This is a genomic window from Robertkochia flava, from assembly GCF_020166515.1.
GTDB classification, from domain to species: domain Bacteria; phylum Bacteroidota; class Bacteroidia; order Flavobacteriales; family Flavobacteriaceae; genus Robertkochia; species Robertkochia flava.
Genome location: NZ_JAINZT010000007.1, coordinates 206,277 through 231,577 on the forward strand (window position 1 = coordinate 206,277; position 25,301 = coordinate 231,577).

The 25,301-nt window shown below is 45.2% G+C and carries 25 protein-coding genes and 1 riboswitch; of the genes, 13 read left to right on the forward strand and 12 right to left on the reverse strand.

Features of this window, described 5'->3' with window-relative positions; genetic code table 11:
- Positions 1-9: 9 nt before the first annotated feature.
- Together K7R11_RS12115 and K7R11_RS12120 are read right to left on the reverse strand one after the other, a co-directional pair.
- Positions 10-1,035 carry an iron ABC transporter permease gene (locus K7R11_RS12115; RefSeq protein ID WP_224491006.1) on the reverse strand — a complete coding sequence of 342 codons (1,026 nt, stop codon included), beginning with the start codon at positions 1,033-1,035 and terminating at the stop codon, positions 10-12.
- Positions 1,025-2,191: an ABC transporter substrate-binding protein gene (locus tag K7R11_RS12120; RefSeq protein WP_224491007.1), complete on the reverse strand. Its 1,167-nt coding sequence runs from the start codon at positions 2,189-2,191 to the stop codon at positions 1,025-1,027. The genes K7R11_RS12115 and K7R11_RS12120 overlap by 11 nt, the downstream gene beginning before the upstream one ends.
- 70 nt (positions 2,192-2,261) lie before the next feature.
- A riboswitch (cobalamin riboswitch) is annotated at positions 2,262-2,479 on the forward strand.
- Between the two features lie 69 nt (positions 2,480-2,548).
- Between K7R11_RS12120 and K7R11_RS12125 the strand changes: the two genes are divergently transcribed.
- A complete protein-coding gene (locus tag K7R11_RS12125; RefSeq protein ID WP_224491008.1) occupies positions 2,549-4,432 on the forward strand; it encodes a TonB-dependent receptor plug domain-containing protein in 1,884 nt (627 codons plus the stop codon).
- A 49-nt stretch (positions 4,433-4,481) separates the two neighbouring features.
- Here the strand turns inward: K7R11_RS12125 and K7R11_RS12130 are convergent, their stop codons facing one another.
- On the reverse strand, positions 4,482-5,909 hold the full coding sequence (locus tag K7R11_RS12130) for a S41 family peptidase (RefSeq protein WP_224491009.1): 1,428 nt from the start codon (positions 5,907-5,909) through the stop codon (positions 4,482-4,484).
- 72 nt (positions 5,910-5,981) lie between these two features.
- Complete coding sequence (locus K7R11_RS12135) at positions 5,982-7,517, reverse strand: S41 family peptidase (protein ID WP_224491010.1); 1,536 nt, start codon at positions 7,515-7,517, stop codon at positions 5,982-5,984.
- 151 nt (positions 7,518-7,668) lie between these two features.
- Here K7R11_RS12135 and K7R11_RS12140 point away from each other — a divergent pair, with 151 nt between their 5' ends.
- From K7R11_RS12140 to K7R11_RS12155, 4 genes are read left to right on the forward strand one after another with little or no spacing between them, the layout of a single operon-like run.
- The gene (locus K7R11_RS12140; RefSeq protein ID WP_224491011.1) at positions 7,669-8,178 is read left to right on the forward strand and encodes an RNA polymerase sigma factor; all 510 of its coding nucleotides are present in this window, start codon (positions 7,669-7,671) and stop codon (positions 8,176-8,178) included.
- A complete protein-coding gene (locus K7R11_RS12145) occupies positions 8,165-8,626 on the forward strand; it encodes a hypothetical protein (protein ID WP_224491012.1) in 462 nt (153 codons plus the stop codon). Before K7R11_RS12140 ends, K7R11_RS12145 begins: the two co-directional genes overlap by 14 nt.
- A gap of 15 nt (positions 8,627-8,641) precedes the next feature.
- Complete coding sequence (locus tag K7R11_RS12150; RefSeq protein ID WP_224491013.1) at positions 8,642-9,202, forward strand: DUF4252 domain-containing protein; 561 nt, start codon at positions 8,642-8,644, stop codon at positions 9,200-9,202.
- 54 nt (positions 9,203-9,256) lie between these two features.
- Positions 9,257-9,799 (forward strand): DUF4252 domain-containing protein, encoded by a 543-nt coding sequence (locus K7R11_RS12155; protein WP_224491014.1) that lies wholly within the window; start codon positions 9,257-9,259, stop codon positions 9,797-9,799.
- A gap of 79 nt (positions 9,800-9,878) precedes the next feature.
- Here K7R11_RS12155 and purB read toward each other — a convergent pair whose 3' ends face one another.
- Both purB and K7R11_RS12165 read right to left on the reverse strand, forming a co-directional pair.
- Entirely contained in the window at positions 9,879-11,222 is a 1,344-nt protein-coding gene (gene purB, locus K7R11_RS12160) for an adenylosuccinate lyase (RefSeq protein ID WP_224491015.1), read from the reverse strand.
- Between the two features lie 118 nt (positions 11,223-11,340).
- The gene (locus K7R11_RS12165; RefSeq protein WP_224491016.1) at positions 11,341-11,895 is read right to left on the reverse strand and encodes a hypothetical protein; all 555 of its coding nucleotides are present in this window, start codon (positions 11,893-11,895) and stop codon (positions 11,341-11,343) included.
- Positions 11,896-11,940: 45 nt separating this feature from the next.
- Between K7R11_RS12165 and K7R11_RS12170 the strand changes: the two genes are divergently transcribed.
- Positions 11,941-12,414: a heme-binding domain-containing protein gene (locus K7R11_RS12170; protein WP_224491017.1), complete on the forward strand. Its 474-nt coding sequence runs from the start codon at positions 11,941-11,943 to the stop codon at positions 12,412-12,414.
- On the opposite strand, the gene K7R11_RS12175 is transcribed toward K7R11_RS12170, so the two are convergent.
- Positions 12,383-13,069, reverse strand: a complete 687-nt coding sequence (locus K7R11_RS12175; protein WP_224491018.1) for an SIR2 family NAD-dependent protein deacylase — start codon at positions 13,067-13,069, stop codon at positions 12,383-12,385. The two genes, K7R11_RS12170 and K7R11_RS12175, sit on opposite strands and share 32 nt — an antisense overlap.
- A gap of 102 nt (positions 13,070-13,171) precedes the next feature.
- On the opposite strand from K7R11_RS12175, the gene K7R11_RS12180 reads away from it, so the two are divergent.
- Genes K7R11_RS12180 through K7R11_RS12190 form a run of 3 tightly spaced genes read left to right on the forward strand, consistent with a single transcriptional unit; the run spans position 13,172 to position 14,778 of the window.
- Positions 13,172-13,828, forward strand: coding sequence for a TrmH family RNA methyltransferase (locus K7R11_RS12180; protein WP_224491019.1), 657 nt, complete (start codon positions 13,172-13,174; stop codon positions 13,826-13,828).
- A 54-nt stretch (positions 13,829-13,882) separates the two neighbouring features.
- Positions 13,883-14,413, forward strand: a complete 531-nt coding sequence (locus K7R11_RS12185; RefSeq protein ID WP_224491020.1) for an SRPBCC family protein — start codon at positions 13,883-13,885, stop codon at positions 14,411-14,413.
- Positions 14,414-14,415: 2 nt separating this feature from the next.
- Positions 14,416-14,778, forward strand: coding sequence for a VOC family protein (locus tag K7R11_RS12190; protein WP_224491021.1), 363 nt, complete (start codon positions 14,416-14,418; stop codon positions 14,776-14,778).
- A gap of 3 nt (positions 14,779-14,781) precedes the next feature.
- On the opposite strand, the gene K7R11_RS12195 is transcribed toward K7R11_RS12190, so the two are convergent.
- The 5 genes from K7R11_RS12195 to rlmH form a co-directional block, all read right to left on the reverse strand.
- The gene (locus K7R11_RS12195; protein ID WP_224491022.1) at positions 14,782-16,437 is read right to left on the reverse strand and encodes an alpha-amylase family glycosyl hydrolase; all 1,656 of its coding nucleotides are present in this window, start codon (positions 16,435-16,437) and stop codon (positions 14,782-14,784) included.
- Between the two features lie 42 nt (positions 16,438-16,479).
- Positions 16,480-17,253, reverse strand: a complete 774-nt coding sequence (locus tag K7R11_RS12200; RefSeq protein ID WP_224491023.1) for a carboxypeptidase-like regulatory domain-containing protein — start codon at positions 17,251-17,253, stop codon at positions 16,480-16,482.
- Between the two features lie 230 nt (positions 17,254-17,483).
- Complete coding sequence (locus K7R11_RS12205) at positions 17,484-19,211, reverse strand: DEAD/DEAH box helicase (RefSeq protein WP_224491024.1); 1,728 nt, start codon at positions 19,209-19,211, stop codon at positions 17,484-17,486.
- Positions 19,212-19,370: 159 nt separating this feature from the next.
- Complete coding sequence (locus K7R11_RS12210; protein ID WP_224491025.1) at positions 19,371-19,940, reverse strand: non-canonical purine NTP diphosphatase; 570 nt, start codon at positions 19,938-19,940, stop codon at positions 19,371-19,373.
- Positions 19,941-19,962: 22 nt separating this feature from the next.
- Positions 19,963-20,436, reverse strand: a complete 474-nt coding sequence (gene rlmH, locus K7R11_RS12215; protein ID WP_224491026.1) for a 23S rRNA (pseudouridine(1915)-N(3))-methyltransferase RlmH — start codon at positions 20,434-20,436, stop codon at positions 19,963-19,965.
- A 117-nt stretch (positions 20,437-20,553) separates the two neighbouring features.
- On the opposite strand from rlmH, the gene nadC reads away from it, so the two are divergent.
- Genes nadC through priA form a run of 4 tightly spaced genes read left to right on the forward strand, consistent with a single transcriptional unit; the run spans position 20,554 to position 25,290 of the window.
- Complete coding sequence (nadC, locus tag K7R11_RS12220; protein ID WP_224491027.1) at positions 20,554-21,411, forward strand: carboxylating nicotinate-nucleotide diphosphorylase; 858 nt, start codon at positions 20,554-20,556, stop codon at positions 21,409-21,411.
- 1 nt (position 21,412) lies between these two features.
- Complete coding sequence (locus tag K7R11_RS12225; RefSeq protein ID WP_224491028.1) at positions 21,413-22,324, forward strand: YihY/virulence factor BrkB family protein; 912 nt, start codon at positions 21,413-21,415, stop codon at positions 22,322-22,324.
- Between the two features lie 14 nt (positions 22,325-22,338).
- The gene (locus K7R11_RS12230) at positions 22,339-22,779 is read left to right on the forward strand and encodes a DUF2147 domain-containing protein (protein ID WP_224491029.1); all 441 of its coding nucleotides are present in this window, start codon (positions 22,339-22,341) and stop codon (positions 22,777-22,779) included.
- Positions 22,780-22,824: 45 nt separating this feature from the next.
- Entirely contained in the window at positions 22,825-25,290 is a 2,466-nt protein-coding gene (gene priA / locus K7R11_RS12235; RefSeq protein WP_224491030.1) for a replication restart helicase PriA, read from the forward strand.
- Positions 25,291-25,301: the final 11 nt, after the last annotated feature.

The following is a 25,301-nucleotide window of genomic DNA, read 5'->3' on the forward strand; positions in this document are numbered from 1 at the left end:
TCAAAGATATTAAAACATCATTCGTTTTTTGCGTACCAGGAGCCAGATCACAACAGGGGCTCCAACAATAGAGGTGATTGCATTTACAGGAAGGGAAAATGCATACCCTGGCAATTGCGCAAGGGTATCACAAATTAGCATGAGAATGGCGCCGCAAAGTAAAACTGCAGGTACCAGGATTCGGTGATTGGGCGTCCTGAAAACCTGCCGGGTAAGGTGCGGGACCGCAAGTCCGATAAAGGCAATGGGACCGGCAAAAGCAGTGACACTCCCGGCGAGAATACTGGTAATAAATATGAGTGCATACCGGATTCTCGTAACATTCATTCCAAGACTTTTGGCGTAATTCTCCCCCAAAAGCAGGGTATTTAAGGATTTGATGGCTATGATACTCATTATAATCCCAATGGAAATGATAATGATGAATATTCTCAGTTCCTCCCAACTCAGGTCGCCCATGCTTCCGAATGACCAGAAAATGTATTGCTGAAGGCTTTCCATTCTTGCGAAATACGATAAAACACTTACCGTGGCAGAGGTAATGCTGCCAAACATCAGCCCGATGATGAGCAGCGCCATGGTGTCTCTCACCCGGGTTGCTACCACCATGATGGAGAGCAGGACAAGGAAGCTACCGGTGCTTGCCGCGATTGCAAGACTGGCCCCGGAGGTAACCGCGCTTATTCCCCCGATTACACTCCCGCCTAAAAGCAGCAGCGCTACCCCAAGGCTGGCTCCGGAACTGATCCCCAAAACAAAGGGGCCGGCCAGGGGGTTTCGGAAAAAGGTTTGCATGATGAGTCCGCTAAGTGACAGGGCCGCACCTACAAGGATGGCGGTAAGGGCCTTAGGAAGCCGGTATTGGGTTATGATGTATTCCTGGGTGGGATTATCGGTTGCTCCCCCGCTGAGGATCGAGAGGATATTTTCAAAAGGAATATGCACAGACCCCAGGCTTACATTAAGGGTTAGTGCTCCCAGGAACAGCATAGAAAGTATAGCGAAGTATATCGGGTATGAAGTGTTATTTTTCAAATGGGTCCAATGGTTTATAGAATACCGGATCGTGATCAGGTAACAGTTCAGGGTGCAAAATATGGATCATATCTTTAAGGACGATATCGGGCCTGTTCGGGGCCAGTTCGTAAAACAGAACCCCACCTTCTTCCCCGGTGGTTTTACTGATGGTGAAAATCTTTCGCTCGTTAAAGGCCTTGAACTTTTGATAGTGCTTATTTGAACCTAGCAGCTGGTCGTAAGCAGTGAATTGAGCGGCGCCCAACCAGATATCAGCTTCGGCAGCTTTGGCCAGTACACTTTCAAAACTAAGACTCAGGCTTCCTGTACCCCTTGTATCGTTCCATAAATACTCGCCGTTGGCATCCTTAATAAATTGTGCCGCCCAGCTTTCTCCTGCCGGCAAGTACCATACATCCCGGTACATGGCCCCGCTCAGAACCGTAGGGCGACTGCCAGCTTTTGACGCCAGCGATCTGGCACTTTCATATGCTCCGGCAATTTGGTGGTAGATGCTGTCTGCAAGTTCCTCTTTCTGGAAAAGCACACCAAAAAAGCGGATCCACTCTGCCTTGCCAAGCGGGTGACGCTCCACCCAATCCCCGTTATAGACAATGGGAATACCTGCTCTTTCCAGTACATCGTAGGAGGCGTTCTGGTCGTTTATGCTAAAACCAATGATGAGCTCCGGATGTAATTCGAGTACACTTTCGGTGTTCATCGCCTCGTTAACTCCAACATCCTTGATATGGCCCTTTGCAATCATGGTCCTGGCCTTGGGAGAAGAAATATACCGGGTATCCGGAAATCCCTTCAGTGTGTTTAATTCCCCAAGTGCTTCCAGGGCCGGAATATGAGTGGTGGAAGTCGCAATAATCGACGCTACCGGGGTTAGAATGATCGCATCATAGGCATCGCGGTCCAGGGTGGTTCTGGCAGCTGCCTCCCGATCCAGAAATGCATACCTGAAAGGAGTCCTGGCATCGGGCCAGGGGGTATGAACCACTACCTCTGTAAGGTTCGGGGAAACTTTGTGGATACTAAATCCCGTTGCCGTACCTGTTGGGGTGGAAGGGGAAGATTGTGAAGGGGTCTCCCGGCAACCCGTTACAAATGACAGCCCGCAAATAAAGAACAGGATCCTAAAATAGTAAACACCAATTCGTGGTCTCATGAAGAATAAATGAATTCCTGACAAAATTAAGATTATTTATTTTTTAGTTGGCCAAGCCATCGCTTTGTTTATTTTTGTCTCAGATTTTGGTTTCAAAGCTGTTATCACAGCGGCGAATTAAAAGGGAATCCGGTATAGTCATTCAGGATGAATCCGGAGCTGTTCCCGCAACTGTATGCTTAGCCTGACAAAGGTGCAGAGTTACTTCAAAGCCACTGTTCGTTTAGAATGGGAAGGCCAACTCTGAAAAAAGCGAGCCAGGAGACCTGCCCGGATCTGCAAGTTAATGTCAAACTTTCGGGATAAGAGTTTGCGTATGGGTAAGCTCATACTTTTTTCCCTTTTTAAACCAATTTAATGAAAAAGCAAACCTGGCTTTTAAGCCTGTGCGTGCTCTCTGCCGTTTCATTGACGGCACAGCAAAAGGAAACTAGTGTTCAAAAGGACAAAGTGCTTGACCTCGAGGAGGTCGTTGTAAGTGACAGCCGCTTTGCACTGAAACGAGAACAATCGGGTAAAACGGTCATCAGTATTACCAGGGAGGACCTGGAAAAACAACCCGGAAATTCTCTGGCTTCCATCATCAATAATTACAGCGGTATAGAGATTAACGGGAGCAGGAGCAATGCTGGTCAAAACCTGAATTATTATATCCGTGGAGGAAGTAACCGACAGGTACTTATCATGGTAGACGGCATACAGATGAACGATCCTTCCCAGATCTCCGGAGATTACGATCTGCGTTTAATAGATGTATCCCAGGTAGAATCTGTAGAGATCATTAAAGGGGCAGCCAGTACACTTTATGGGAATGCTGCTGCAACCGCGGTGATCCGCATCTCCACCAGGAAGGAAACCCAAAGAAAACTCGCTGCTACCCTGAATTCTGCAATAGGGACAAACCAGAACAGTGAAGACCAGAATTATGGATTACGTGATTTTAACAACAATCTGAGCCTCGGGGGAGTTCTGGGAAACCTGGATTACACTGTTGCCCTGGGTCATAGTTATACCGACGGGCTGTCTTCGGTAGAAGGGGATGAAAGGGATCCTTTCGAGCGCCTGAATTCACGGGTGCAGCTGGGATACCGGTTTTCCGAAAAGTTTAAGGTAAAACTGGGGGCTTCCTATGATGATTTCAAGGCCGATTTTGACAGCGCTTTCCCTTTGGAAGACGCCGATTATTTTTCGGAAAGCCGGCAGCGAAGAATCCAATTGTCCCCGGAGTATAACTATGGTAAAGGACAGATTTTTATGAATGCTTCCTATTACGCCATCGACAGGGATTTTCAAAGTGCTTTTCCATCGTCATATAAGGCCGAAAACCTGGTGGCAGACATCTATCACAAGTACATACTCAATGAACGCTTCTATACCATTCTCGGGTTTAACCATATTAGCAGTAAGGCCGATCTTGGGCTGGGGATGTATGAAAGCTTTTCTATAAACGACCCCTATGCCAATGTGGTTTATGTATCAGATTTCGGGTTCCATTTGAATACCGGGGTTCGATGGAACAATCACAGTACTTACGGGTCCAATTTTACCTATAGTTTTAACCCCAGTTATACCATTCGGTTTGAGGAGGATTACCTGAAGTTCATGTCGTCATACGCCAGTTCTTTTATAGCCCCTACCTTATCCCAATTGTACGGGGCTTTTGGTGCCAACCCAGACCTGGAACCGGAAGAGAATCAAACCTTTGAGGCAGGTGTGGAGTATAAGGCAGGTTTTTTCAGGGTTAGCGCTTTGTATTTCAACCGGTCGGAAAAGAATTTTATTGATTACCGTACGATCGACTTTGATACTTTTGAAGGGGAGTATTATAACGTGGATGAATCGTTCAGGGTAGAGGGGGTAGAGCTCGAATTTAAATCGAACATTAGCAAGACCCTTTTACTTAACGGGAATTATACCTTTACAGAGATCCGGGGACGTCAGGCTCTGAGAATTCCCAGGCACAAGATCAATGCTAACCTTAACTACGTGTTGGCAAGTTCGACTTCCATTGACCTTCATTATCAGTTTACAGGAGAAAGGGAGGATATCAATTTCGCAACATTTGAAAATGAAGTGTTAAAAGCATTTAATGTGGTTGATCTCGGGGTATCCCATGGTTTTAATTCGCATTTGAGGGCCACACTCAGTGTAAATAATATATTTAATGAGGATTACCGTGAGCTCATTGGTTACCCAACTCGGGGGCGCAATATTACAGCAGGTATCAAAGTGATGTTATAACGTTTACGGTAAAATATAAAAGCCTGTCTGCAAAGACAGGCTTTTTGTTTTATTGGGGCAGCTCCTGGTACATATTGTCTTTTAATATGGTGTTCCAACCGCTGCCCGGAATTTCTGATCCCGGAATGGGTGTTCCCGGGAGCAATTTGGCGGCGTAAGACGGATCTATCTGCGCGAGCGCACTCCTGAGTAATGGTTCTTCGGGATTCCCCAGTTCGCCAAGATTTCCGTAATCTTCCTTTATGGAAACCTCAGGTGTGAACCCTGCGGTATAGTCAGAAAAGCCATCTGCATTTTCATTTCTCGAGATCAGCGGCTGCATTGCCCAGGTATGATTGGGATTAAGGCCTTCATCGTCAAAGCGAAAGGATGGAGAATCGTAAAGGGTTACCGAAGCCTCGTTCTTTCCTGTGGTGGTATCTCCTACCTGTATGACTGCTATATAGGGGTCCAGGCCGTTAATAATGAGTTCACTCGCAGAAGCAGTGCTCTGAGTGGTAATAACGAACACCCTGTCAAGTCTTAGGTGATTTATGGAATTTCCTGAAATGGTGCTCCTGAAATTGTAATCGGTAGTAGATTGTCCTAAAATAGCTTCCAGTTTACTGTTGTAGCGTAGTTTGGTGAATAACTGATTGCCGAATTGACCGGTGATCATACTGGCCAGGTTAGCCGCCGAATTTACCGAACCTCCCGGGTTATACCTCAGGTCCAGGATTAGATCAGTGATCCCCGAAGCGCGTAACTGCCCCACCGCTGCGTTGAGTTCCGGGTCAAAGTTCGCTGTGAATCGATTATACATCAGGTAGCCAACCCTGCTGCCATTGTTAAGGTCCAGCACCCTGGAAATGAAAACAGGGTTTTCTGTTATAGGAGATTTTATGAGTTCAACACTATTGCCATTGGGGATAAATGCGCCGGAGGCGTCCAAAGAAGCCATATTCAGGGTGTACTGGCCGGAGGCCGGACCGTAAAGCAGGTCGAAGTAGTTATCCCGGTCCAGGGAAGTACCGTTAACGCCTGTGAACAAGTCTCCCCGTTTAATACCCTTCAGGTCTGCATCAGATCCTTCGAGAACATACCTCACATAGCCATTCACTTTGTTGTTGCTGCTATACCCGATGAGCCCGAAGGCCATCCCGTTAGAATCGAAGTTTCCTTCTCTGGCATCCTGAAGTTCTATGTAATTGTCTGTGATATAGCTAAAGCGATCTTCCGGAGACAAGAGGGCGTAAAAAAGATCTGCCGGGTCTGTATAGTTCCCCAGGAATTCTTCATAGGCGGCCTGGGTACTGAACCTGTTATCCTGAAGGTCGGCAACATCATCCTGCCAGAAATAATAAAGGTTAAGTCCCTTCCAGATGAAGTCCTGAATTTCGAGGCTTGGGTCGGGAACAAAAATGTTGTCGTCCTGATCTGTACAGGCAACCAGAAAAAGAACTATAAGTGTCAAAAGGTAGGGAGCCTTTTTTTTCATGGTTTGAGGTTTTAGTGATATCTAAAATACAAAAAAAACGCCCCTGGAAAGGGGCGCTTGTTTGAATGCTTTTTATTTTAAATTTTTAAAGGGAGTGAGCTCTCCTGGTAAAATGTACATTTCCTTTTGGAAAGGCCTCTCCTGAGGTGTTGCCACCTTAAAGGCTGCTGTGCCGGAGTCTAAGGCGGCAGACTTCGCACTAAGCCCTGTGATGTAATTAAGTGCGGTTCTTAACTGCTGGTCGTTAGGATCCCCAAAGGGTTTTATCCCTTCCAGGTTGCTGTATTCAAGGAATTCCACATCTGGCGGGAAGCCATCTCCATAGTTACTCTGTCCCTGTCCGTTAAAAGTCCTGCTCACAATGGGCTGAAGCCCTACATTATGACCGGGGTTCCGGTTTTCTACATCGGTCCAGGCCTCTTCCGGGTTCGTATCCGGGGCATCCACCAAGGTAATGGAAGCTTCATTTTTTCCTGTGGTTTTGTCTCCAACAGTAACCACTTCCATTCCTACACCGCGCAATCCGTTAATGATAAGTTCGCTGGCAGAGGCCGTTCTTGAGGTGGTAAGCACTATCAGTCTCGAAAGGTTGTCAAGACGGTTCATGGGTTCTTCCTGGCCTTCCAGGTAACTCCCGGTGATTTTATCGTAAAGGTATACCTCATCAAAGAAAGGGAACTCCAATCCGTTTTCCGGATTTCTCTTTTCATTATATCGCAGGTCTGCGAAGATGGCATTGGACTGCAGGGCAGGCTGACTTCCATCGATCATACTTCCTAATAGAGCAGAGGTGAGCACACTTCCTCCACCATTGTATCTTAGGTCCAGAATAAGCTCGTCGATGCCTGCAGCTTTGAACTCCCCGAATACCGCGTTGAGCTCGCTGTGATAGGTTCCTCTGAAGCCATTGTAGACCAGGTACCCGATTTTCTTTCCGGCCTCTTCGATCACACTGGAGTAATGAACCGGGTTTTCGCTAAGCTGGATCGAAGAAATAGTTACATCTTCGGGTTTTGCAGTGAAAGCGCCATTTTCTATGGTTCCTAAACCAAGAGAAATAGTTTGCTGTTGGAATAACTTGTTTATGATACGGTAATTGCTGTCGTTCATGACTTCTCCGTCAACCTTATAGATGAGGTCTCCCCTTGAAATGCCGGCATCGGCAGCTGGTGATCCAGGAACGGTGTAGGCTACAATAGCATATATTCCGTCATTATAACGAACCAGGGTGGAGATCTCAATACCATAGGAAGTGGTGATGCCTCTGAATGCATTCAACTGGGTGTCGATATCATCAATATACCATGAGAAATCGTCGGCGCCGAATTTCAGAGAATTGAAAAGACTCTCAGGAGAGCTGAAACCATTGAGGTAATTCACATAGGCCTCCCGGTCGTCATCCCTGGTGTCTGCCAGGCTGTTAACACTGGACTGCCAAAAATACCAGTTGTTCATGGCTTTCCATACAAAATCGCTGATCTCGTTTTCGGGTTCCAGGGCTGATACATCTGCAGGATTATCCTGGGTTACTTCAACATCGTCGCTACTACATCCAATGGCCAGGACCGAAAGGGTTACTAATGTTAATTTTTTTAAGTAATTCTTCATAGTTTTTTTATCTGATCTTTCCTTTTAGTGCAAGATTCACAATATTACTTACATTTTACTAAATATAAAATTTCTTGTAACAAAATGTAACCTGCTTCGTCTTCCTAGTACAAAGCCGTTATTAAGCAGGTTTTGAAACCAACCAAAACAAATGCGACAGAGTGAATTTTTAAATATTGTGACTCCTTTTAAGGATAAGCTTTTCAGACTGGCTAAACGTTTGTTGGTTTCAACGGAAGAAGCGGAAGATGCCACCCAGGAGATCCTGATGAAATTGTGGAGTAATAATGAAAAGATTGCCTCCTATAACAACGTGGAAGCTTTTGCCATGACAATGACTAAAAATTATTGTCTTGACAGGTTGAAATCAAAACAGGCCGGTAACCTGAAACTGGTGCACAGTAATTACACGGATGAGAATACCTCCTTACAGCGACAGATCGAGGTTAAAGACAGTCTGAACTGGATGACCAGGATACTGAATACCCTTCCGGAACAACAGCGAATGGTGTTGCAACTGAGGGATGTGGAACAATACGAATACGATGAGATCGCGGAGATGCTCGATATGAAGCCCACCGCCATAAGGGTGGCCTTGTCAAGAGCAAGAAAAGCGGTAAGAGAAGAACTTATAAAAAAACACAACTATGGAATCGGTTAAAAATATAGAAAAATTACTGGAAAGGTATCTCGAGGCAGAGACCACCGTGGCTGAGGAAGCCAGACTTCAGGAATACTTTTTACAAGAAGATATCCCTGCACACCTGGAGTCCTACAGGCCCATGTTCCAGTACTTTAAAGTTGCCAAACAAGAAAGGTATACCAAAGAGGTCCCATTAAAACCTGGAAGAAATACATCTTATTATTTGCGATGGGTATCCGTAGCGGCGGTAGCAGTTTTGTTGGTTGGCGTTTATTTCAATCAACAGCCTTTGACATCTTCTACAGATCAGTTTGCTTCTCTTGAAGAGGAGTATACCCCTGAAGAGATCGAATCGGCTCAAATGGCCCTGGCCATGTTTTCAAAGAACTTCAATAAGGGTACCGAAGGAGTAGCCTACCTGAAGGAATTTGAAAAGACTACCAATAAATTTTTAGTGAACGAGTAAAATTCAAAAACAATCATGAAAAAGTTAATCTTAATTTTAGCCTTAGCGGTATTACCCTTTACCGGTTTCTCACAGACGATCTTTGATAAGTATGAGAACAGTGGAGATGTGTCATTTGTAACTATGCAGCCCAAAATGTTTCAGTTGCTGGCAAAGATGAGTGTAAATGCCGAAGACCCTGAAGCCCAGGAATTCTTTAACCTGGTAAAAAGCATAGAAAGCTTTAAAGTACTCACCACCGACAAGGAGAGTATCTCCAATGACATCAGTAAGTGGGTAACCGACCACCTGAAGTCGTCTTCCATGGAAGAGCTGATGCGGGTGAGAGATGGAGATACCAATGTAAAGTTCTATGTAAAAGAAGGTAAGGACGCCAATCACGTTAGAGAGCTGTTGATGTTCGTAACCGGAATCGATGAGCAGGATGTAGAGGTGAATGGGAAAAAGCTCGAAACCGTACTGCTTTCCCTTACAGGAAACATCGACCTTACCCAGATATCCAAGCTTACAGATAAGATGGACCTCCCGGGAGGAGATCAGCTTGGAAAAGCAGAGCAGAAAAAGACCAATAAATAAATCCAAAACCTGACACCCTTTCAAGGGGTGTCGGGTTAATTGAAATACCATATTATGAAAACCATCAGAAATTTTATAGCACTGTTCGTTGCTGCATTTGCGTTGTATTCGTGTAATACTTCGCCTTCCTTGCAACAGTACTATGTGGATAATGCGGAGAACCCGAATTTTATAAGTGTCGATATCCCGGCTAGTATTCTTAAAGTGTCGGAAATAGACATGACTCCTGAGCAGAAGTCGGCATATGAATCTTTGAAAAAATTCAATGTGCTGGCCTTCAGGTTAACCGAGGAAAACAAATCGGAGTTTGACGGAGAAAAGGAAAAGGTGAGCCAGATCCTTAAAAATGACGTCTATGAAGAGCTAATGCGTATCAATACAGGGAATTCCAGAGGAGTGGTTAAAATCCTTGGAGATGAAGAAAGTATTGATGAGGTGATCCTTTACGGGAATGATGACGAAATGGGCTTTGCCCTGGTCAGGGTTCTTGGAGAAGATATGCGTCCGGAAAACATCATGCAATTGATGGAAGTCATTCAGAAGGGAAACCTGGATGAAAACGGACTGGAACCGTTAAAAGGCTTTTTCAATAAATAACAGCAATTGCTGACATTCATCAATCATCATAAAAAAAGCGCTGAGATCTTCTCAGCGCTTTTTTTTTGTGTATCCAAAATTAAATTCCGGTGTAATTTGAAGGTGTTATCTGCTTGAGCTCCTCTTTGATAGCTTCAGAAACATCCAGCGTATCTATAAATTCTGCTATACTGTTCTGGTTGATCTTTGTATTGGTCCGTGTTAACCCTTTGAGGGCTTCATAAGGATTAGGGTAGGCTTCCCTTCTGAGAATAGTTTGGATGGCCTCGGCTACCACGGCCCAGTTATTATCAAGGTCCAGTTCAAATTTTTCTTTATTGAGCAATAACTTGCTCAGTCCCTTCAGGGTAGCTTTTAAACCGATTATGGTGTGTCCGAAAGGAACGCCGACATTTCTTAAAACCGTACTGTCGGTAAGGTCACGCTGCATTCTGGATATAGGGAGTTTAGAGGAAAGATGCTCAAAGATGGCATTGGCGATCCCCAGGTTTCCTTCCGAATTTTCAAAATCAATAGGGTTTACCTTATGCGGCATGGCAGAGGAACCTACCTCGCCTTTTTTTATCTTTTGCTTGAAATAATCCATGGAAATATAGGTCCAGATATCCCGGTCCAGATCAATCAGAATGGTGTTGATCCTTTTCATGGCGTCGAACAAGGCCGCCATATGATCGTAATGTTCGATCTGGGTGGTTGGGAAGGAGTGGGTAAGCCCTAATTTGTCTTCCACGAAATCTTCTCCAAACTTTCTCCAGTCGGTATTGGGGTAGGCTACTTTATGAGCGTTGTAATTTCCGGTTGCTCCGCCAAATTTTGCCGCATGGGGTACGATCTCCAGTACTTTTAATTGTTCCTCAATACGTTTGACGAAAACTTCGATCTCCTTACCCAGCCTGGTTGGAGAAGCTGGTTGTCCATGTGTTCTGGCCAGCATGGCTATGTCTTTCCAGTCTATAGACAATTCCCTGAGCTTTTGAACCACTTCAATAAGAGAAGGCAGGTAAACGGCATTCACTGCTTCCTTGATGGAAAGCGGGATGGAGGTGTTGTTAATATCCTGGGAAGTGAGCCCGAAATGGATGAACTCCTTGTATTTTTCAAGGCCAAGGGTATCAAACTTTTTCTTTATAAAATATTCAACAGCCTTTACATCGTGGTTGGTTACCTTTTCAATTTCTTTAACCGCTTCGGCATCTTCACTGCTGAAATCCTCGTAGATCCCTCGAAGGGTTCCGAAATTGTTCTGGTCAAAACTTTTCAGTTGCGGAAGCGGAAGCTCACACAGGGCGATGAAATATTCGATCTCTACCAATACCCTGTAACGGATAAGGGCTTCTTCAGAAAAATATCCGGAAAGGGCTTCAACTTTGTTTCTGTATCTGCCGTCTATTGGCGAAATGGCATTTAGCGGAGTTAGCTGCATGTTGTTTTATTTAGAAGCAACAAATTTAACCCTGTTTCATGAAATAACTAAAACAGATCCTGTTTTTTTGGATAAGTTAGCCCCGAATAGGTGGCAATAGTGTTATTGTCACAGAGAATTATCCCAGAATACCCAGGATCTTCCTTGCCCGGGCCCTGAATGCGGGACTGGAAACTGGATACATCCTGACCAGTTGGTCCTTGAGCTCCCGGTGAACCCATGTTTGTTCCCTGCCAAGGTGCAGTAGTGCTTCCATGCTGAAAACCTTTATGGCTACCGGATGATCTGCCAGCAGCCAGTTGAAGCAGAGACTAACCAATATGTCTGCCTCGTCTTTGGTAATAGTAGGGGTAGATTCTGTTCCCTTAGACAGGAAAGATTCGCTCCAGAAAGCGATGATCTTTGCAAGGGGGCGTATCGCAGAAGCATCAGTTGTTTCCTGGAAAACCCTGAATAATTCTTCCCTGTCGGTCCTGAGCAGCTCCGGGGTGTTTAGGATAACCGTTTCAAGCACCCAGCAGGCTTTTTTCGAAATTTCGGGGTCCTTGGCTAATGCACATTGTAAAAGTGCAGCATACCTTTCGGCATTTGACCCTATATATTGTGCAGTTCTGTCCCTGTCCGCTCGCAGGGCTGAGGTTTTATCTAAAAGATGCTGAATCCGGGATGCCACAGAAGAGAATTTATTATTTTAGCCGTATTAAAAATACAATCCCTGATGAAAATACTTAAGACTTCCCTGGTAATTCTGCTGTTTATCTTAATTGGAATGCAGTTTTTCAGACCTGAAAAAAACACTTCAGACCAGGTTCCGGAAACCGATCTTATTGTTTCTGAGAATCCCGGTGAAGAAATAGCCCTTACCCTGAAGAATGCGTGTTACGACTGTCATTCCAATAATACCAAATATCCATGGTATGCAGAGGTGGCACCGCTTTCTTACTGGATCGCAGATCATGTGGAAGAAGGAACAGAGCATTTGGATTTTTCCCAATGGATGGCCTATTCTCCTAAGAAGAAAGCGCATAAGATGGAGGAACTTATAGAGGAGGTGGAAGAGCATGAAATGCCGTTGGAATCCTATACCTGGCTGCACGGAGAAGCCCGGCTGTCTGAAGATCAGATTACGGCACTAACCGATTGGGCCAAAATGCTAAGGGCTAAGTACGAGTTAGACGCTCAAGTGCAATAGGCACTCCCGTAGTTGCATTTTCACTGATAATCTCAAGACCCGATCTCAGGCTATGCCCGAGGTTGGGTTTTGGATCTACAAAGAATACCCGGCAGTGCGACGGGGCATATTGCATGAGGCTTGCTGCCGGATAAACGGTCATACTGGTTCCCACAATGAGCAGGTGATCTGTATCCATAACCATACGTATGGCCTCTTCCATTAATGGTACCGGTTCTCCAAACCATACCACATCTGGACGTAACTGATGATTATCTTCACAAAGGTCTCCCGGTTTAATATCATCCTCCCAGGCATACACCAGATCGGGATTTCCTGAGCTGCGCGCCTTCATGAGTTCCCCGTGGATATGGATCACCCTGGAACTTCCGGCCCTTTCGTGGAGGTCGTCAATGTTCTGGGTGATCACGACCACCTCGTAGTGCGCTTCAGCTTCAGCAATGGCAAGGTGCGCCTTATTCGGGGAGGCCGTTTTTAACTGCCTGCGCCTTTCATTGTAAAATTGCAGAACGAGTTCCTGGTCTGCATTCCATCCCTCAGGGGAGGCCACTTGCATGACGTCATGTCCTTCCCACAGTCCTCCGGCATCCCTGAACGTTTTTAGACCGCTTTCGGCACTTACTCCTGCTCCGGTTAGTACAACGAGTTTCTGCATGGTTAAATTGATTTTTTAGTGTTTTCAAGATGGAGGGTATAGCCTGAGCTAAAAGTCTGAATTTATTTAAAATTATTTAGATTAGTCCTCAAATTTTCGATTATGTCACAGGAATTGATGCAATATCTTGAAGGTTTCGTTACTCCCGAGCGGTTGGAGCGCTTTGAAGAGATCCTTCGGTACCGTACCCGTTATTTTACGGTGGCCATCGAAGATGTATTCCAGGTGCATAATACCAGTGCAGTAATCAGAAGCTGTGATATTTTCGGAATCCAGGATGCCCATGTCATAGAGGAGCGGTATGGAAAACGGCTCGACAAGAACATTGCCATGGGCGCTCAGAAATGGGTGGATGTACACCGCTATAACAGTACCCGGGAGTGTATAGCTGCGCTTCGGGATAAGGGGTACAGGATCGTGGCTACCACCCCCCATGATGCAACATGTGACCTTTTTGACCTGGATATTGATACCCCTTCTGCCTTCTTTTTCGGAACGGAAAAAGAGGGGTTGAGCCAGGAGGTGATCAAGCAGGCAGATCAGCGTGTTCGTATTCCCATGTATGGATTTACGGAGAGTCTTAATATTTCAGTCTCTGCGGCCATTATTCTTCAGCATATTACTACAAGGCTGCGAACCTCCGGGATCGATTGGAGGTTGAAGGAAGAGGAGCTCTTTGAAAAGCGCCTGGACTGGACTAAAAAATCGATCAGAAGTATCGAATCGGTGCTGCAAAGGTTTCCCCGGAAGGATGTATAGAAAACAATCGGATTTTTTAGTAAATTCACTGTAAACCAATCAGTAAATACCAGTATGGAAATTGTGTTTTATATCCTGTTGGGCATTGCTTTGCTTATCATGGTGCTCAATTTTATGGCTCCTAAAACGTATCATGTCAGCAGAAGCATTGACATACGCAGGCCTGCCGATGAGGTTTTTACCTATATCAAATATTTGAAAAATCAGGAGGAATGGTCGCCCTGGGCAGAAAAAGACCCTGAGATGGAAACCTCCTTTTTCGGTACAGACGGAGAAGTTGGGGCTAAAAGTACATGGAAAGGGAATAAACAGGTGGGAGAAGGCGAGCAGGAAATTACCAGGATCTCAGACGGTGAGATCATGGAATCCAGGCTTCGGTTTTATAAACCTTTTAAATCGGAATCGGATGCTTATATTAAGGTGACCTCTGTAAACGAGAACCGAAGCAGGGTGACCTGGGGCTTTTCAGGAGAGAATGGTTTCCCGGTCCGCATTTTTATGTTATTTATGAATATGGATAAGGCCATCGGGAAGGATTTCGAGTACGGTCTCCAAAATCTGAAAAATCAACTTGAAATAAAATAATTATGGTAGCCTGGTTTGAGATTCCCGTGACCCAGATGGAACGGGCACAACAATTTTATGAAACGGTTTTGGAGATCAGCATCAACTTGTACAATATCAATGGGTTAAAGATGGGCTGGTTTCCCGGTGATGGGGAGGGAGCGCCTCCGTCCGGAGCCTTGATCCAGCACGAGTCGTACATACCGTCAAAGGAAGGAGTGCTCATTTATTTCAGTTGTCCGGATATAGAAAAGGCCCTTTCCAAAGTGGAAAAGGCCGGGGGTGAAATTTATCAACCCAAAACCATGATCTCAGATGAATATGGTTTTATGGGGGTGTTTATCGATTCGGAAGGCAACAGGGTTGCTCTTCATTCTTCTTCCTGATTCTTAATACAATAGCACCAGGGTGTAAGGGGTGTCAATGCGAACCATGCCGTGCTCTACCTTCGCCTTTTTTCCGGAATAGTGATCGGTAACAACAGTTCCCTGTTCAAAGGCATTCCCAATAGTAAGGGTTTTCAGCCCCGGTTTAAGGTCGAGACCGATGACTACTCTTTCCTTGAAACTATCTGTTTTGAGGGTTCTTGAAAAGATATAGGGAGTTGTTGAGATCATTTGATGTTTTCCGGCTCCTACTGCGGGGTGATCCCTTCTGAAGGTGCCTAGTTTTTGCCAGTGCGCATGCAGCTTCTGAACTTCCTTGTTGTTTTGCAATTCGTTCCAGTTCATGAACGAACGCAGATGTGCGTCGCCGCTTGCACCGTCAATTTGTAATTTACGCGCAGTTTCATCCCCGTAATACACCTGTGAGGCCCCTGGGCTCAGCAATAACTTGGTTGCAGATTCGAAGGTTCTTTTTCGCGCTTTATCAAAAGGTGCGCCATCATCATGGGAGGTGAGATAGTTTAGCACACTTTTGTTTTTAAGTTTGGTACTTAACAGGGAGTCATATTTGGTAAAAATGTCCTCATAGTCCTTATTGGCGTCGTGTTTGAACTCAAAATTGATCAGGCTTTTAAAGCCGTGGTCAAAAAAGTCAACTTTCCTGTCTCCATAATCGAACCATCTGCCGGAGGAGATGTTGTAATTGTATACTTCTCCTACCATGTAAAAGGGGGTGTCGTCCAGTACCGATTCCGGATGTTTCTTTTTCCAGGTCTCAAATGCCGACGAGGCTATGGCATAGAGCTCCGACCAAACATATCCCTCGGTATGCTTTACCGTATCGGCCCTGAACCCATCGACACCGTATTTTTTAACAAAATCGGTGATCCATTTCATGATGTAAAATCGCGGAGCTCTGGGGTGTCCCGTAGCTTCAAAAAAAGCGTTGAGCTCTTCTGTTTCCTCTTCATACCTGCCTTCCTGCTTCCATTTGTCGGTCAGAAATTGGGGTAGGGCAACCTCTTTATTACTGTCGGTCAGGATATCCGGAAGATTGTCGACCAGGGTACAGCTTGTGGTACCCTCGTAGTCCTTGAAATTACAGGTAGGGCCGGTTCTAACCCAGTCTGATCCCCATACAGGATCTTTTTCGGTAACGGGGCCGGTATGATTCACCACTACGTCAAGAAGGACACGGATTCCCTTGCTGTGAGCAAGTTCAATCAGGTAGGCCAGGTCTTCTTCGGTTCCGAAGTTCGGGTCAAGGGCCGTCCAGTCCTTGGCCCAATACCCGTGATAGGCATAGGTGGGTCCGGTACCCTCATCCACGATCCCGTGAATTTGCTCAACCACCGGGGTAAACCAAATGGCGTTGATGCCGAGTTTTTCGAAATAACCTGCTTCAAGTTTCTGAATGATCCCTTTGATATCTCCTCCCTCGAAACCTCTATGAGTTGCTGTCTCCTCAGTTCTTTCAAAATTAACGTCGTTGGAAGGGTCTCCGTTGTTGAAGCGGTCGGTTAACAGGAAGTAAATGTTAGCTGCCTCCCATAAGAATGGGGTTTTCTCTTTCTCCGGAGAAACGGAATTTTTATGTTCTGGTTTACAGCTCAAACTTAGAATGGAGATTAATGAGAGGGCGAAATTCTTGAGGCTCATAATTAAGATTGGAAATATGAGGCAATAACGTGCCGGGTTATTCTAATTATTTCGGTTTAATACTTTGTATTCTTCGTAACACTGGCTGATGGCATCGAGGATCTGAAGGTCGTTTGCCGTCTTGATAAAACTGTCGGAATAACTGCAGTTTCTCAGGATGTCTTCAATTTCATTGGTATCGACCTGAAGCAATGCTGCCAGGGTTTGTCGGTCAAACTTGGAAGCGAGAAGATTTCGGATCTCATCATCTTCCTTCATTTTACGCAGCTTCTTCATTTGCTGGGGTTTATTGCCGAAAAGATTGTAGAGCAGGTCTGCGGGATTAAATATCGATCCCATTGCCTTGGCAAAGGCCCCCGGGTTATTATCTCCGGCTTCGTATCCGAGGTCCAGTCCCGAGATGCTGTATCGTCTTGAGGTGTTTACCGGAATGTTCTTGGAGTCGATCTCCAGGTATCCCGTAAGTTGGAACGGACTTACCACCACCTGTTCCAGGGCATAGGCAAGCTCGGTTAGCTGTACCTCTGTGTTCTGAAACTTAAGCATGTCGTTGGTTACACGAATTTGAATGGTCTTAAAGCCGATAAAAGAGAAATACAAGGTATCGTTAGGTTGGGCGGAAATCTCGAAATTTCCTCCCTCATTGGTGATGGTTCCCACCACCTGGTTCAGGTTTACAATGTGAACATTATTGAGGGGTACGCCATTCTCTGCGTTAACCACCTTACCCTTCAGGGTTTCCGGAAGCGGCTCTGTTTCCTGGGCAGTGGTTAATCCGAAGAGGAGAATTGCGAATACAAAAAGATATCTTTTCATTAAAACCTGGTTTACACTTTCATCGCCTTTCAGCAGCTTCAGCTTAGCATAGCTGCTGATGGTAAGATCTGGTACGAAAATAAAAAAAGAAAGCCATACCCAATGGAAATGCCTTCAGACAATTTGATTTTTCCATTGTGCAGGCTTTCTTAAGGAGCCTAAAAGTAATAAACTCCTTCAGATCTGAAAGAGGTTTAAGAGCAATTTAAGTTATTATGCCCTTTGGAAATTTACCAACGACTTTTTTTTTGACGTTGTTTCCCTCCTTTATTTTTGGAGCCGAAGCCTTTTGGATTTTTTCTCTCGAAACTGTTTCCTGATCTTCTGGAACCTTCCCGTCTTTTCTTGCGTTCTTTTCCGCGGCCACCGGCGTTACTGGAAACCTCCACATTGATAAAGCGACCGTCCATTTTAAATTCAGAGAAAATTTGAAGGATCTCTTCGGCATGGGTCGTGTCGGTATTGAAGAAGGAGAAACTATCCTTAACATCTACCTTATACACATCATCTCGTTCCAGTCCGGTCTGTGCCTTCAGGAAATCTTTCAGGGATTTCCAGTCATATCCGTCCTTGGCTCCGACATTGATAAAATATCTTGTACTGCCGTCATTTCCGCTGCTTTGACCATTGGCCGAAGGCTGATCCAGATCACTGGTTCGGTTGTAGTAGTTTGCGAATCTGCTGAATTCTACAGAAACCATTTTTTTGATGAGTTCTTCCCTGTCCAGTCCTTCCAGAACATCCATCACCGCAGGCAGATAGCCCTCAACTTCTTTGTGCACGGTAGTGTTTTTGATATTACTGGCAAGATGGTAAAGTTGGATCTCGCAGATCTCTTCAGCGTTGGGTATCTTCTTAGGCTCAAATTCCTGTTGTATGATACGCTCGAGTGACTTGATCTTTTTAAGTTCGCTCTTGGTGATGATCACCATGGAGATCCCGGATTTCCCGGCTCTTCCCGTACGTCCGCTTCGGTGCGTATACGTTTCGGTCTCATCGGGTAACTGGTAGTTGATCACGTGGGTTACATCATCCACATCGATACCTCTGGCGGCCACATCAGTGGCAACAAGCATCTGGATCTGTCGGTTTCTGAAAGACTTCATCACGATATCACGCTGATTCTGGCTCAGGTCTCCGTGCAGGGCTCCGGCATTATAGCCATCCTCGATAAGTTTTTCGGCCACCTTCTGCGTATCTCTCTTGGTTCGGCAAAATACCACCGAAAAGATATCCGGATTGGCATCTGCAAGACGTTTCAGTGCAGGATAACGGTCACGTCCCGATACCAGGTAATATTCATGTTGTACATTTTGAGCGCCGGAATTCTTGCTGCCAACGGTTATTTCAACCGGGGAAGTCATGAATTTCTTTGCGATTCTTGCTACTTCTTTTGGCATGGTAGCAGAGAAGAGCCAGGTGGATTTTTCCTCTGGCGTGTGAGACAGAATGTCTGTGATATCCTCGTAAAAACCCATGTTAAGCATCTCATCCGCCTCATCAAGTACGCAATACTCAATGTTGGTAATGTCTACCATTCCGCGACTGATCATGTCTTTCATACGCCCTGGAGTGGCCACTACAATCTGTGCCCCTCTTTTGATTTCTGAAGCCTGGCTGCTAATGCTGGCCCCTCCGTAGATGGCCGCTACATTAATCCGCTTCATATATTTGGAATACAATTTCAGTTCCTGTGCGATCTGCAGGCATAATTCCCGGGTGGGAGAAAGTATGAGGCCCTGTGTCCTCTTGCTTTGAACATCGATCTTTTGGATCATAGGAAAGCCGAAAGCTGCGGTTTTTCCTGTTCCGGTCTGTGCCAGGGCCACCATGTCGGTGTCCTGCTCTAATAGGACCGGGATAGCCTTTTCCTGTACTTCTGAGGGGTCAACAAACCCCATGTCGGCTATGGCATTTAACAGCGCTTCGTTCAGTCCTAATTGTTCGAATTTATTCATACGGTAATTTAAAATTGGCCGCAAAGGTAGTCTTTAAATATGGATAATGGGGTTTAATTCAAAATTAAATTACACTGATTATGAGTTGGTTATGAATCTGATAGTGTTCAGGGCAGGGGGGGTGAAGCTAAAAAAAGTTAAATTCTCCATTGTTGGCACCTATTTAAAGTAGTCTATAAGTTGTTGCATGGCCTTCGCACGGTGGGAGATCTTGTTTTTTTCCGAAAGGGGTAATTCGGCAAAGGTCTGGTCGTATTGTGAAGGCTTAAAGACAGGGTCGTAACCGAAACCGCTGTCTCCGCGGGGGGTTTCAACGATCGTGCCCTCTGCGATCCCCTGGAATAAGATCTTTTCATTTTCCAGGTTCAGGGCAATAACGGTTTTAAAACGTGCACTCCGGTCTTTCTTTCCATCCAATTCGTTCAGCAGTTTTTCTATATTCTTAAGATCGCTCTTCTCGGCTCCGGCATACCTGGCGGAATATACCCCGGGGGCCCCGTTCAGGGCAGTGACTTCCAGCCCGGTGTCGTCTGCAAAACAATCGTATCCGTAGGTGTTCTTTACATAATTGGCCTTGCCAATAGCATTTTCTTCAATGGTATCCGCCTCCTCCGGAATTTCTTCGGTGCATCCGATATCATCCAGGCTTAGCAGTTCAATGTGCTTTGGCAGTAACGCCTTGACCTCTTTAAGCTTATTCAAGTTGTGGGTGGCAAATACCAGTTTCATATGTTTAGTTTTTGTGCAGGTGTTATCGGTGATGATAGGGTTCGTTTCTCAGGATGGTAAATGCCCTGTACAGCTGTTCTATGAAAAATACCCGAACCATCTGGTGAGAAAATGTCATTTTACTCAGGGCAAGCTTTCCCTGGGCCTTTTGGTAAACTTCTGCCGAGAAGCCATATGGCCCTCCGATTACAAATACCAATTGTTTTAATCCGGAGTTCATTTCTTTCTGCAGGTAGGAGGAGAATCCCTCAGAGGTATATTCCTTGCCCTTTTCATCAAGAAGTACCAGTTTATCTGTGGGTTGAACTTCCTTCAGAATAAGCTGTCCTTCCTTTTCTTTTTGCAGTTCTTCGGTAAGCTTTCGTGTGTTCTTGATATCAGGTATGATCACCTCGCTAAAATTGATGTAATGGCCAAGCCTTTTGATGTACACCTCTTTGATCTCCTTTAGCGCAGGATGGTCTGTTTTACCTATGGCAATAAGCTTGATATTCATGGTAACAAAGGTATTAAGTAATAAAGGAAAAATGCATATTCGTTGTAGGTAAAAAGTTGTGGGAAACCTTTGGAAGGTTCGCATCAAATTTTAATAACTTAGCAAAAAAGTTCCTGTATGATTTCAAAAGAACAATTTGAAAAGGAAATCGAACTCATTATCACTAATGCCCTGAGGGAGGATGTAGGAGATGGAGATCACAGTTCGCTGGCCTGTATTCCTGATGATGCCAAAGGGGTGGCTAAGCTATTGGTGAAGGATAAAGGGGTTATTGCAGGAGTTGAATTTGCAAGGCAGGTTTTTTATGCTGTTGATAAGGAGCTGGTAATGAAAACCCTGATTACGGATGGGCAGGAGGTCAAGTTTGGCGATATAGTATTTTATGTAGAAGGCAGATCGCAGTCCATTCTTAAAGCAGAACGTCTGGTATTAAATGCCATGCAGCGCATGAGTGCTATTGCAACCAAGACCGCCAGGTACGTTAAATTATTGGAGGGTACCCAGACCAGGATTCTCGATACCCGTAAAACCACTCCCGGAATACGAGCTCTTGAAAAATGGGCGGTTAAGATAGGGGGAGGGGAGAATCACCGTTTTGCGCTTTATGACATGATCATGTTAAAAGATAATCATATCGATTTTGCCGGCGGAATTACACAGGCCATTGCAAAAACACAAGAATATCTCAAGCGCAATAATAAAGACCTGAAAATTATTGTGGAGGCCAGAAACATGGAGGAGGTGAGGGAAATTTTACGTTCCGATGGCGTGCACAGAATTTTACTGGATAATTTCAGTTTTGAGGAAACCCGCACGGCTGTGGCTCTTATTGGAGACCGTTGCCAGACAGAGTCTTCCGGCGGGATTAATGAACAAACGCTCAGGAAATATGCAGAGTGTGGGGTTGGGTTTATTTCTTCCGGAGCACTAACGCATTCCGTATATAATATAGACCTGAGTCTAAAAGCAGTCTGATATGTCGGGTAAACTAGAGGAAAAGTTCCTGGAGCTGCCCGTGGTAAGCTGGGTTGTTGATCTGTTTCAGCGGATCGAGTTGCCCGGTTTTGAAGGCCTCACCTTATTTGACCTGATGGAGATGTATATCAGGGGTATTGTTAAGGGAGCGGTAACCTACAGGGCCAGTGCTATTTCTTTTAGCTTTTTCATGGCACTATTTCCATTCCTGCTCTTTATTCTTAATCTATTACCCTATGTGCCTATCGATAATTTTCAGGCCGATTTTTTAAATCTGATAGAGAGCCTTCTCCCGCCAAAAACCGTAAATTATTTTGATAATATTATTGAGGATATAGTTAACAACCAAAGAGGTGGTTTGCTGTCTTCCGTTTTCTTCCTTTCTGTCTTTTTAATGGCTAATGGTATAAATGCCATATTTGATGGATTTGAATCGTCTTATCATGTGGATATCAACAGAAAGATGGTGAGGCAGTACCTGGTTTCCATGGGGGTGGCTGTGTTGTTGTCTTTTATCATCCTCATCGCGGTTGTTGTTTTTATTTACTTGCAGTATCTCCGGATCGTGGAAGTCGAAGATACCGATGGAGGAGTGGTGGGTATCCAGTTAGGTAAGGCTTTTTTCTTTGTTTTTATCTCCTATATAATTACGGCAACCCTGTATTATTTTGGTACGGCAGAGGGTAAAAAGACCCGGTTTTTCTCTCCGGGAGCCTTACTGACAACGGTCTTGCTGGTGATTACCACCTACCTGTTTGGAATTTACATAGAGAACTTCGCCCTTTACAATGAATTGTACGGTTCTATCGGGGGCTTACTTATTTTAATGCTATATATTTGGTTAAATTCGAATCTGCTTTTGCTGGGCTTTGAGCTTAATGCTGCCCTGAGAAGTTTGAAGCGAAAGAATTAAAAAAAATGTCAATCATGAAAAGAACAATTTTTTCAAGTTTTTTATTCCTGTTACTATTTGTTGGTGGAACTTCGGAGGTGTTTTCACAGTCGGTGTTCGGAAAGTGGCGAACCATTGATGATGAAACCGGAGAGCCCAAGTCTATTGTAGAGATCTATGAGGCGAACGGAAAAATTTACGGAAAGATCGTGGAGATCCTGAACAAAAACAAACAGGATGCCAAGTGTACCGAATGTGAAGGGGAAAGGAAAGATGAACCCATATTGGGGATGGTGATCATCGAAGGCCTGGAGCAGGAAGATGATGTATATGAGGGAGGTACTATTCTCGATCCTAATAAGGGTAAGGAATACCGATGTAAGATCTGGGTAGACGAGGATAATAGTAATAAGCTGAATGTAAGAGGATACATCGCATTTCTTTTCCGCACCCAGGAATGGTTCCGTGCAGAATAAAATTATAGAACAGCCCCCGCGCTGATCCCAAACACTATCGTTCAAATGAATTCCTGGTATACCGATGTTATCCTTCCGATTCCTTTAGCGCATACCTTTACTTATGAACTCACCTCAGATCAGGCTACTTTACTAAAGCCGGGGTTCAGGGTTGCCGTGCCTTTTGGGAAAAATAAGATCTATACCGGGTTGGTGTATAAAGTGCACCGGAAAATGCCTGTGCGTTATGAGGCCAAACCTATAGACCAGGTTCTGGACGATGGTCCTGTGGTTACGGGGGAGCAACTAAAGCACTGGGAATGGATCGCAGATTATTATATGTGTAGTCTGGGAGAAGTTTTCAGGGCTGCCATTCCTCCGGCATTGTTGCTGGAAAGTGAAACCCTGGTGGTTAGAAATGACAGCTTTGATGGCGATGAATCAACTTTGAAGGATGAAGACTGGCTGGTATATGAGGCGTTACAATATCAGTCTGTGCTCAAGGTCCATGAGGTCGCATCCATTATAGATCGTAAGCATGTTTTACCCGTGTTAAAACGACTCATAAGTCAGGGGGTTATCAAGGTGCAGGAAGAGGTTTTTGAGCAATATAAGCCAAAACTTGTGCGCTATGTAAAGCTTAAGGAAGCGTACAATTCTGATGAGGCTTTGCAGGCACTGCTGGAAACGCTCCATCGCGCCCACAAGCAGAAAAAAGTCGTGCTTACCTTGTTTCAGCTGCTGGCCGGGGCAGAGGAACAGGTAGCCTTGAAAACCCTTGAAGAGAAATCAGGGGTTTCTCCTTCTGTAGTAAAATCCTTGCTTGATAAGGGAATTCTGGAGGATTATTATCTTAAGGAAGACCGTATCGGGTTTGATGGTGGAACTACTGAATCTTCCAAACAATTAAACCCATACCAGGAGCAGGCTCTTGAAGAAATAAAAGATCATTTCAGGTCGAAGGATGTAGTGTTGCTTCACGGGGTGACTGCCTCCGGGAAAACAGAGGTGTATGTGAAACTTATAGAGGACGCACTGCAAAGGAACGAGCAGGTACTCTACCTCCTTCCGGAGATCGCCCTGACTACGCAACTCATATCCAGGCTCAGGATGTATTTCGGAGAACAGGTGGCTGTTTACCATTCCAGGTATAACGCCAATGAGCGTGTCGAGGTGTGGCAGCACATCCTGGATGCCGGAGAAAAAGCACAGGTGGTTTTAGGCGCGCGCTCAGCGATGCTTTTGCCTTTTTCCAGGCTTGGGCTTATTATTGTGGATGAAGAACATGAAAGTTCCTTCAAGCAGTTTGATCCTGCCCCGAGGTATCACGCCAGGGATGCGGCTATTGTCCTGGGAATGATGCATGGGGCGAAGGTTTTACTTGGGTCTGCCACCCCGGCCCTGGAAAGCTATTACAATGCAAAAACGGGAAAATACGGTTTGGTAGAGATTACCCGAAGACATGGTAACGTGCTTATGCCCGATATCGAACTTGTGGATATCAAGGAGAAGCATCGCAAGAAACGAATGAAAGGTCATTTTTCTGACCGGTTACTGGAAGAGATCGAAGCGTGTCTTGAAGAACAGGGGCAGGTGATCCTGTTTCAGAACAGAAGAGGATTTGCTCCCATCCTGGAATGTCAAACCTGCGGACACTCCCCTCAATGTCCCAATTGTGATGTGAGTCTCACCTTTCATCGGTACAAGAATCAGTTAAGATGCCATTATTGCGGGTACCATATTGCCATGCAGCACAGTTGCATGGCCTGTGGCAGTTCGGAGGTGGATACAAAGGGATTCGGAACCGAGCAGATCGAAGAGGAGTTAAGAGCGCTGTTTCCGCAGGTAAAAACAGGAAGAATGGATTCTGATACTACCCGGGGGAAACACGGCCATGAAAAGATCATTAATAAGTTTGAGGAGCGGGAAATTGATATCCTTGTAGGAACACAAATGGTTACCAAAGGTCTTGATTTTGCCAATGTAAGACTGGTAGGTGTGCTGCAGGCAGATAGTTTGCTCAATTATCCTGATTTCAGGGCCCATGAGCGAACCTATCAGTTGTTGCAGCAGGTAGCCGGGCGGGCAGGCAGGAGCAAAGAGCGGGGAAAAGTGATCATTCAGACTTTTGACCCCCTGCACCAGGTATTGCAACAGGCTTCGATGAATAGGTACGAGGATATGGTGAGTGATCAGTTAAACGAGAGGCGACAATTCAGGTATCCTCCCTTTTACAGGCTGATTAAGATCGTGTTCAGGGGCCGGGACTACAACAGGGTCAATGAAGCTGGGGAGTGGTTTTCCAGAGCCCTTAGGAGTGGATTTAAGGGTTCGTCTGTAGAGGTTCTGGGACCGGAATTCCCACCGGTGGCGAGAATTCGGAATCAGTATCACAAACATCTAATTGTGAAAATTCCGCTTTCCGGAAACCTCAGAGCTTCCAAGACTATGCTAAAAAAAATTGGCAAGAGCTACGAAGCTATTGCCAATTTCAGAAATGTAAGATTAATTTTTAACGTAGATAATTATTGATCAATACGCAC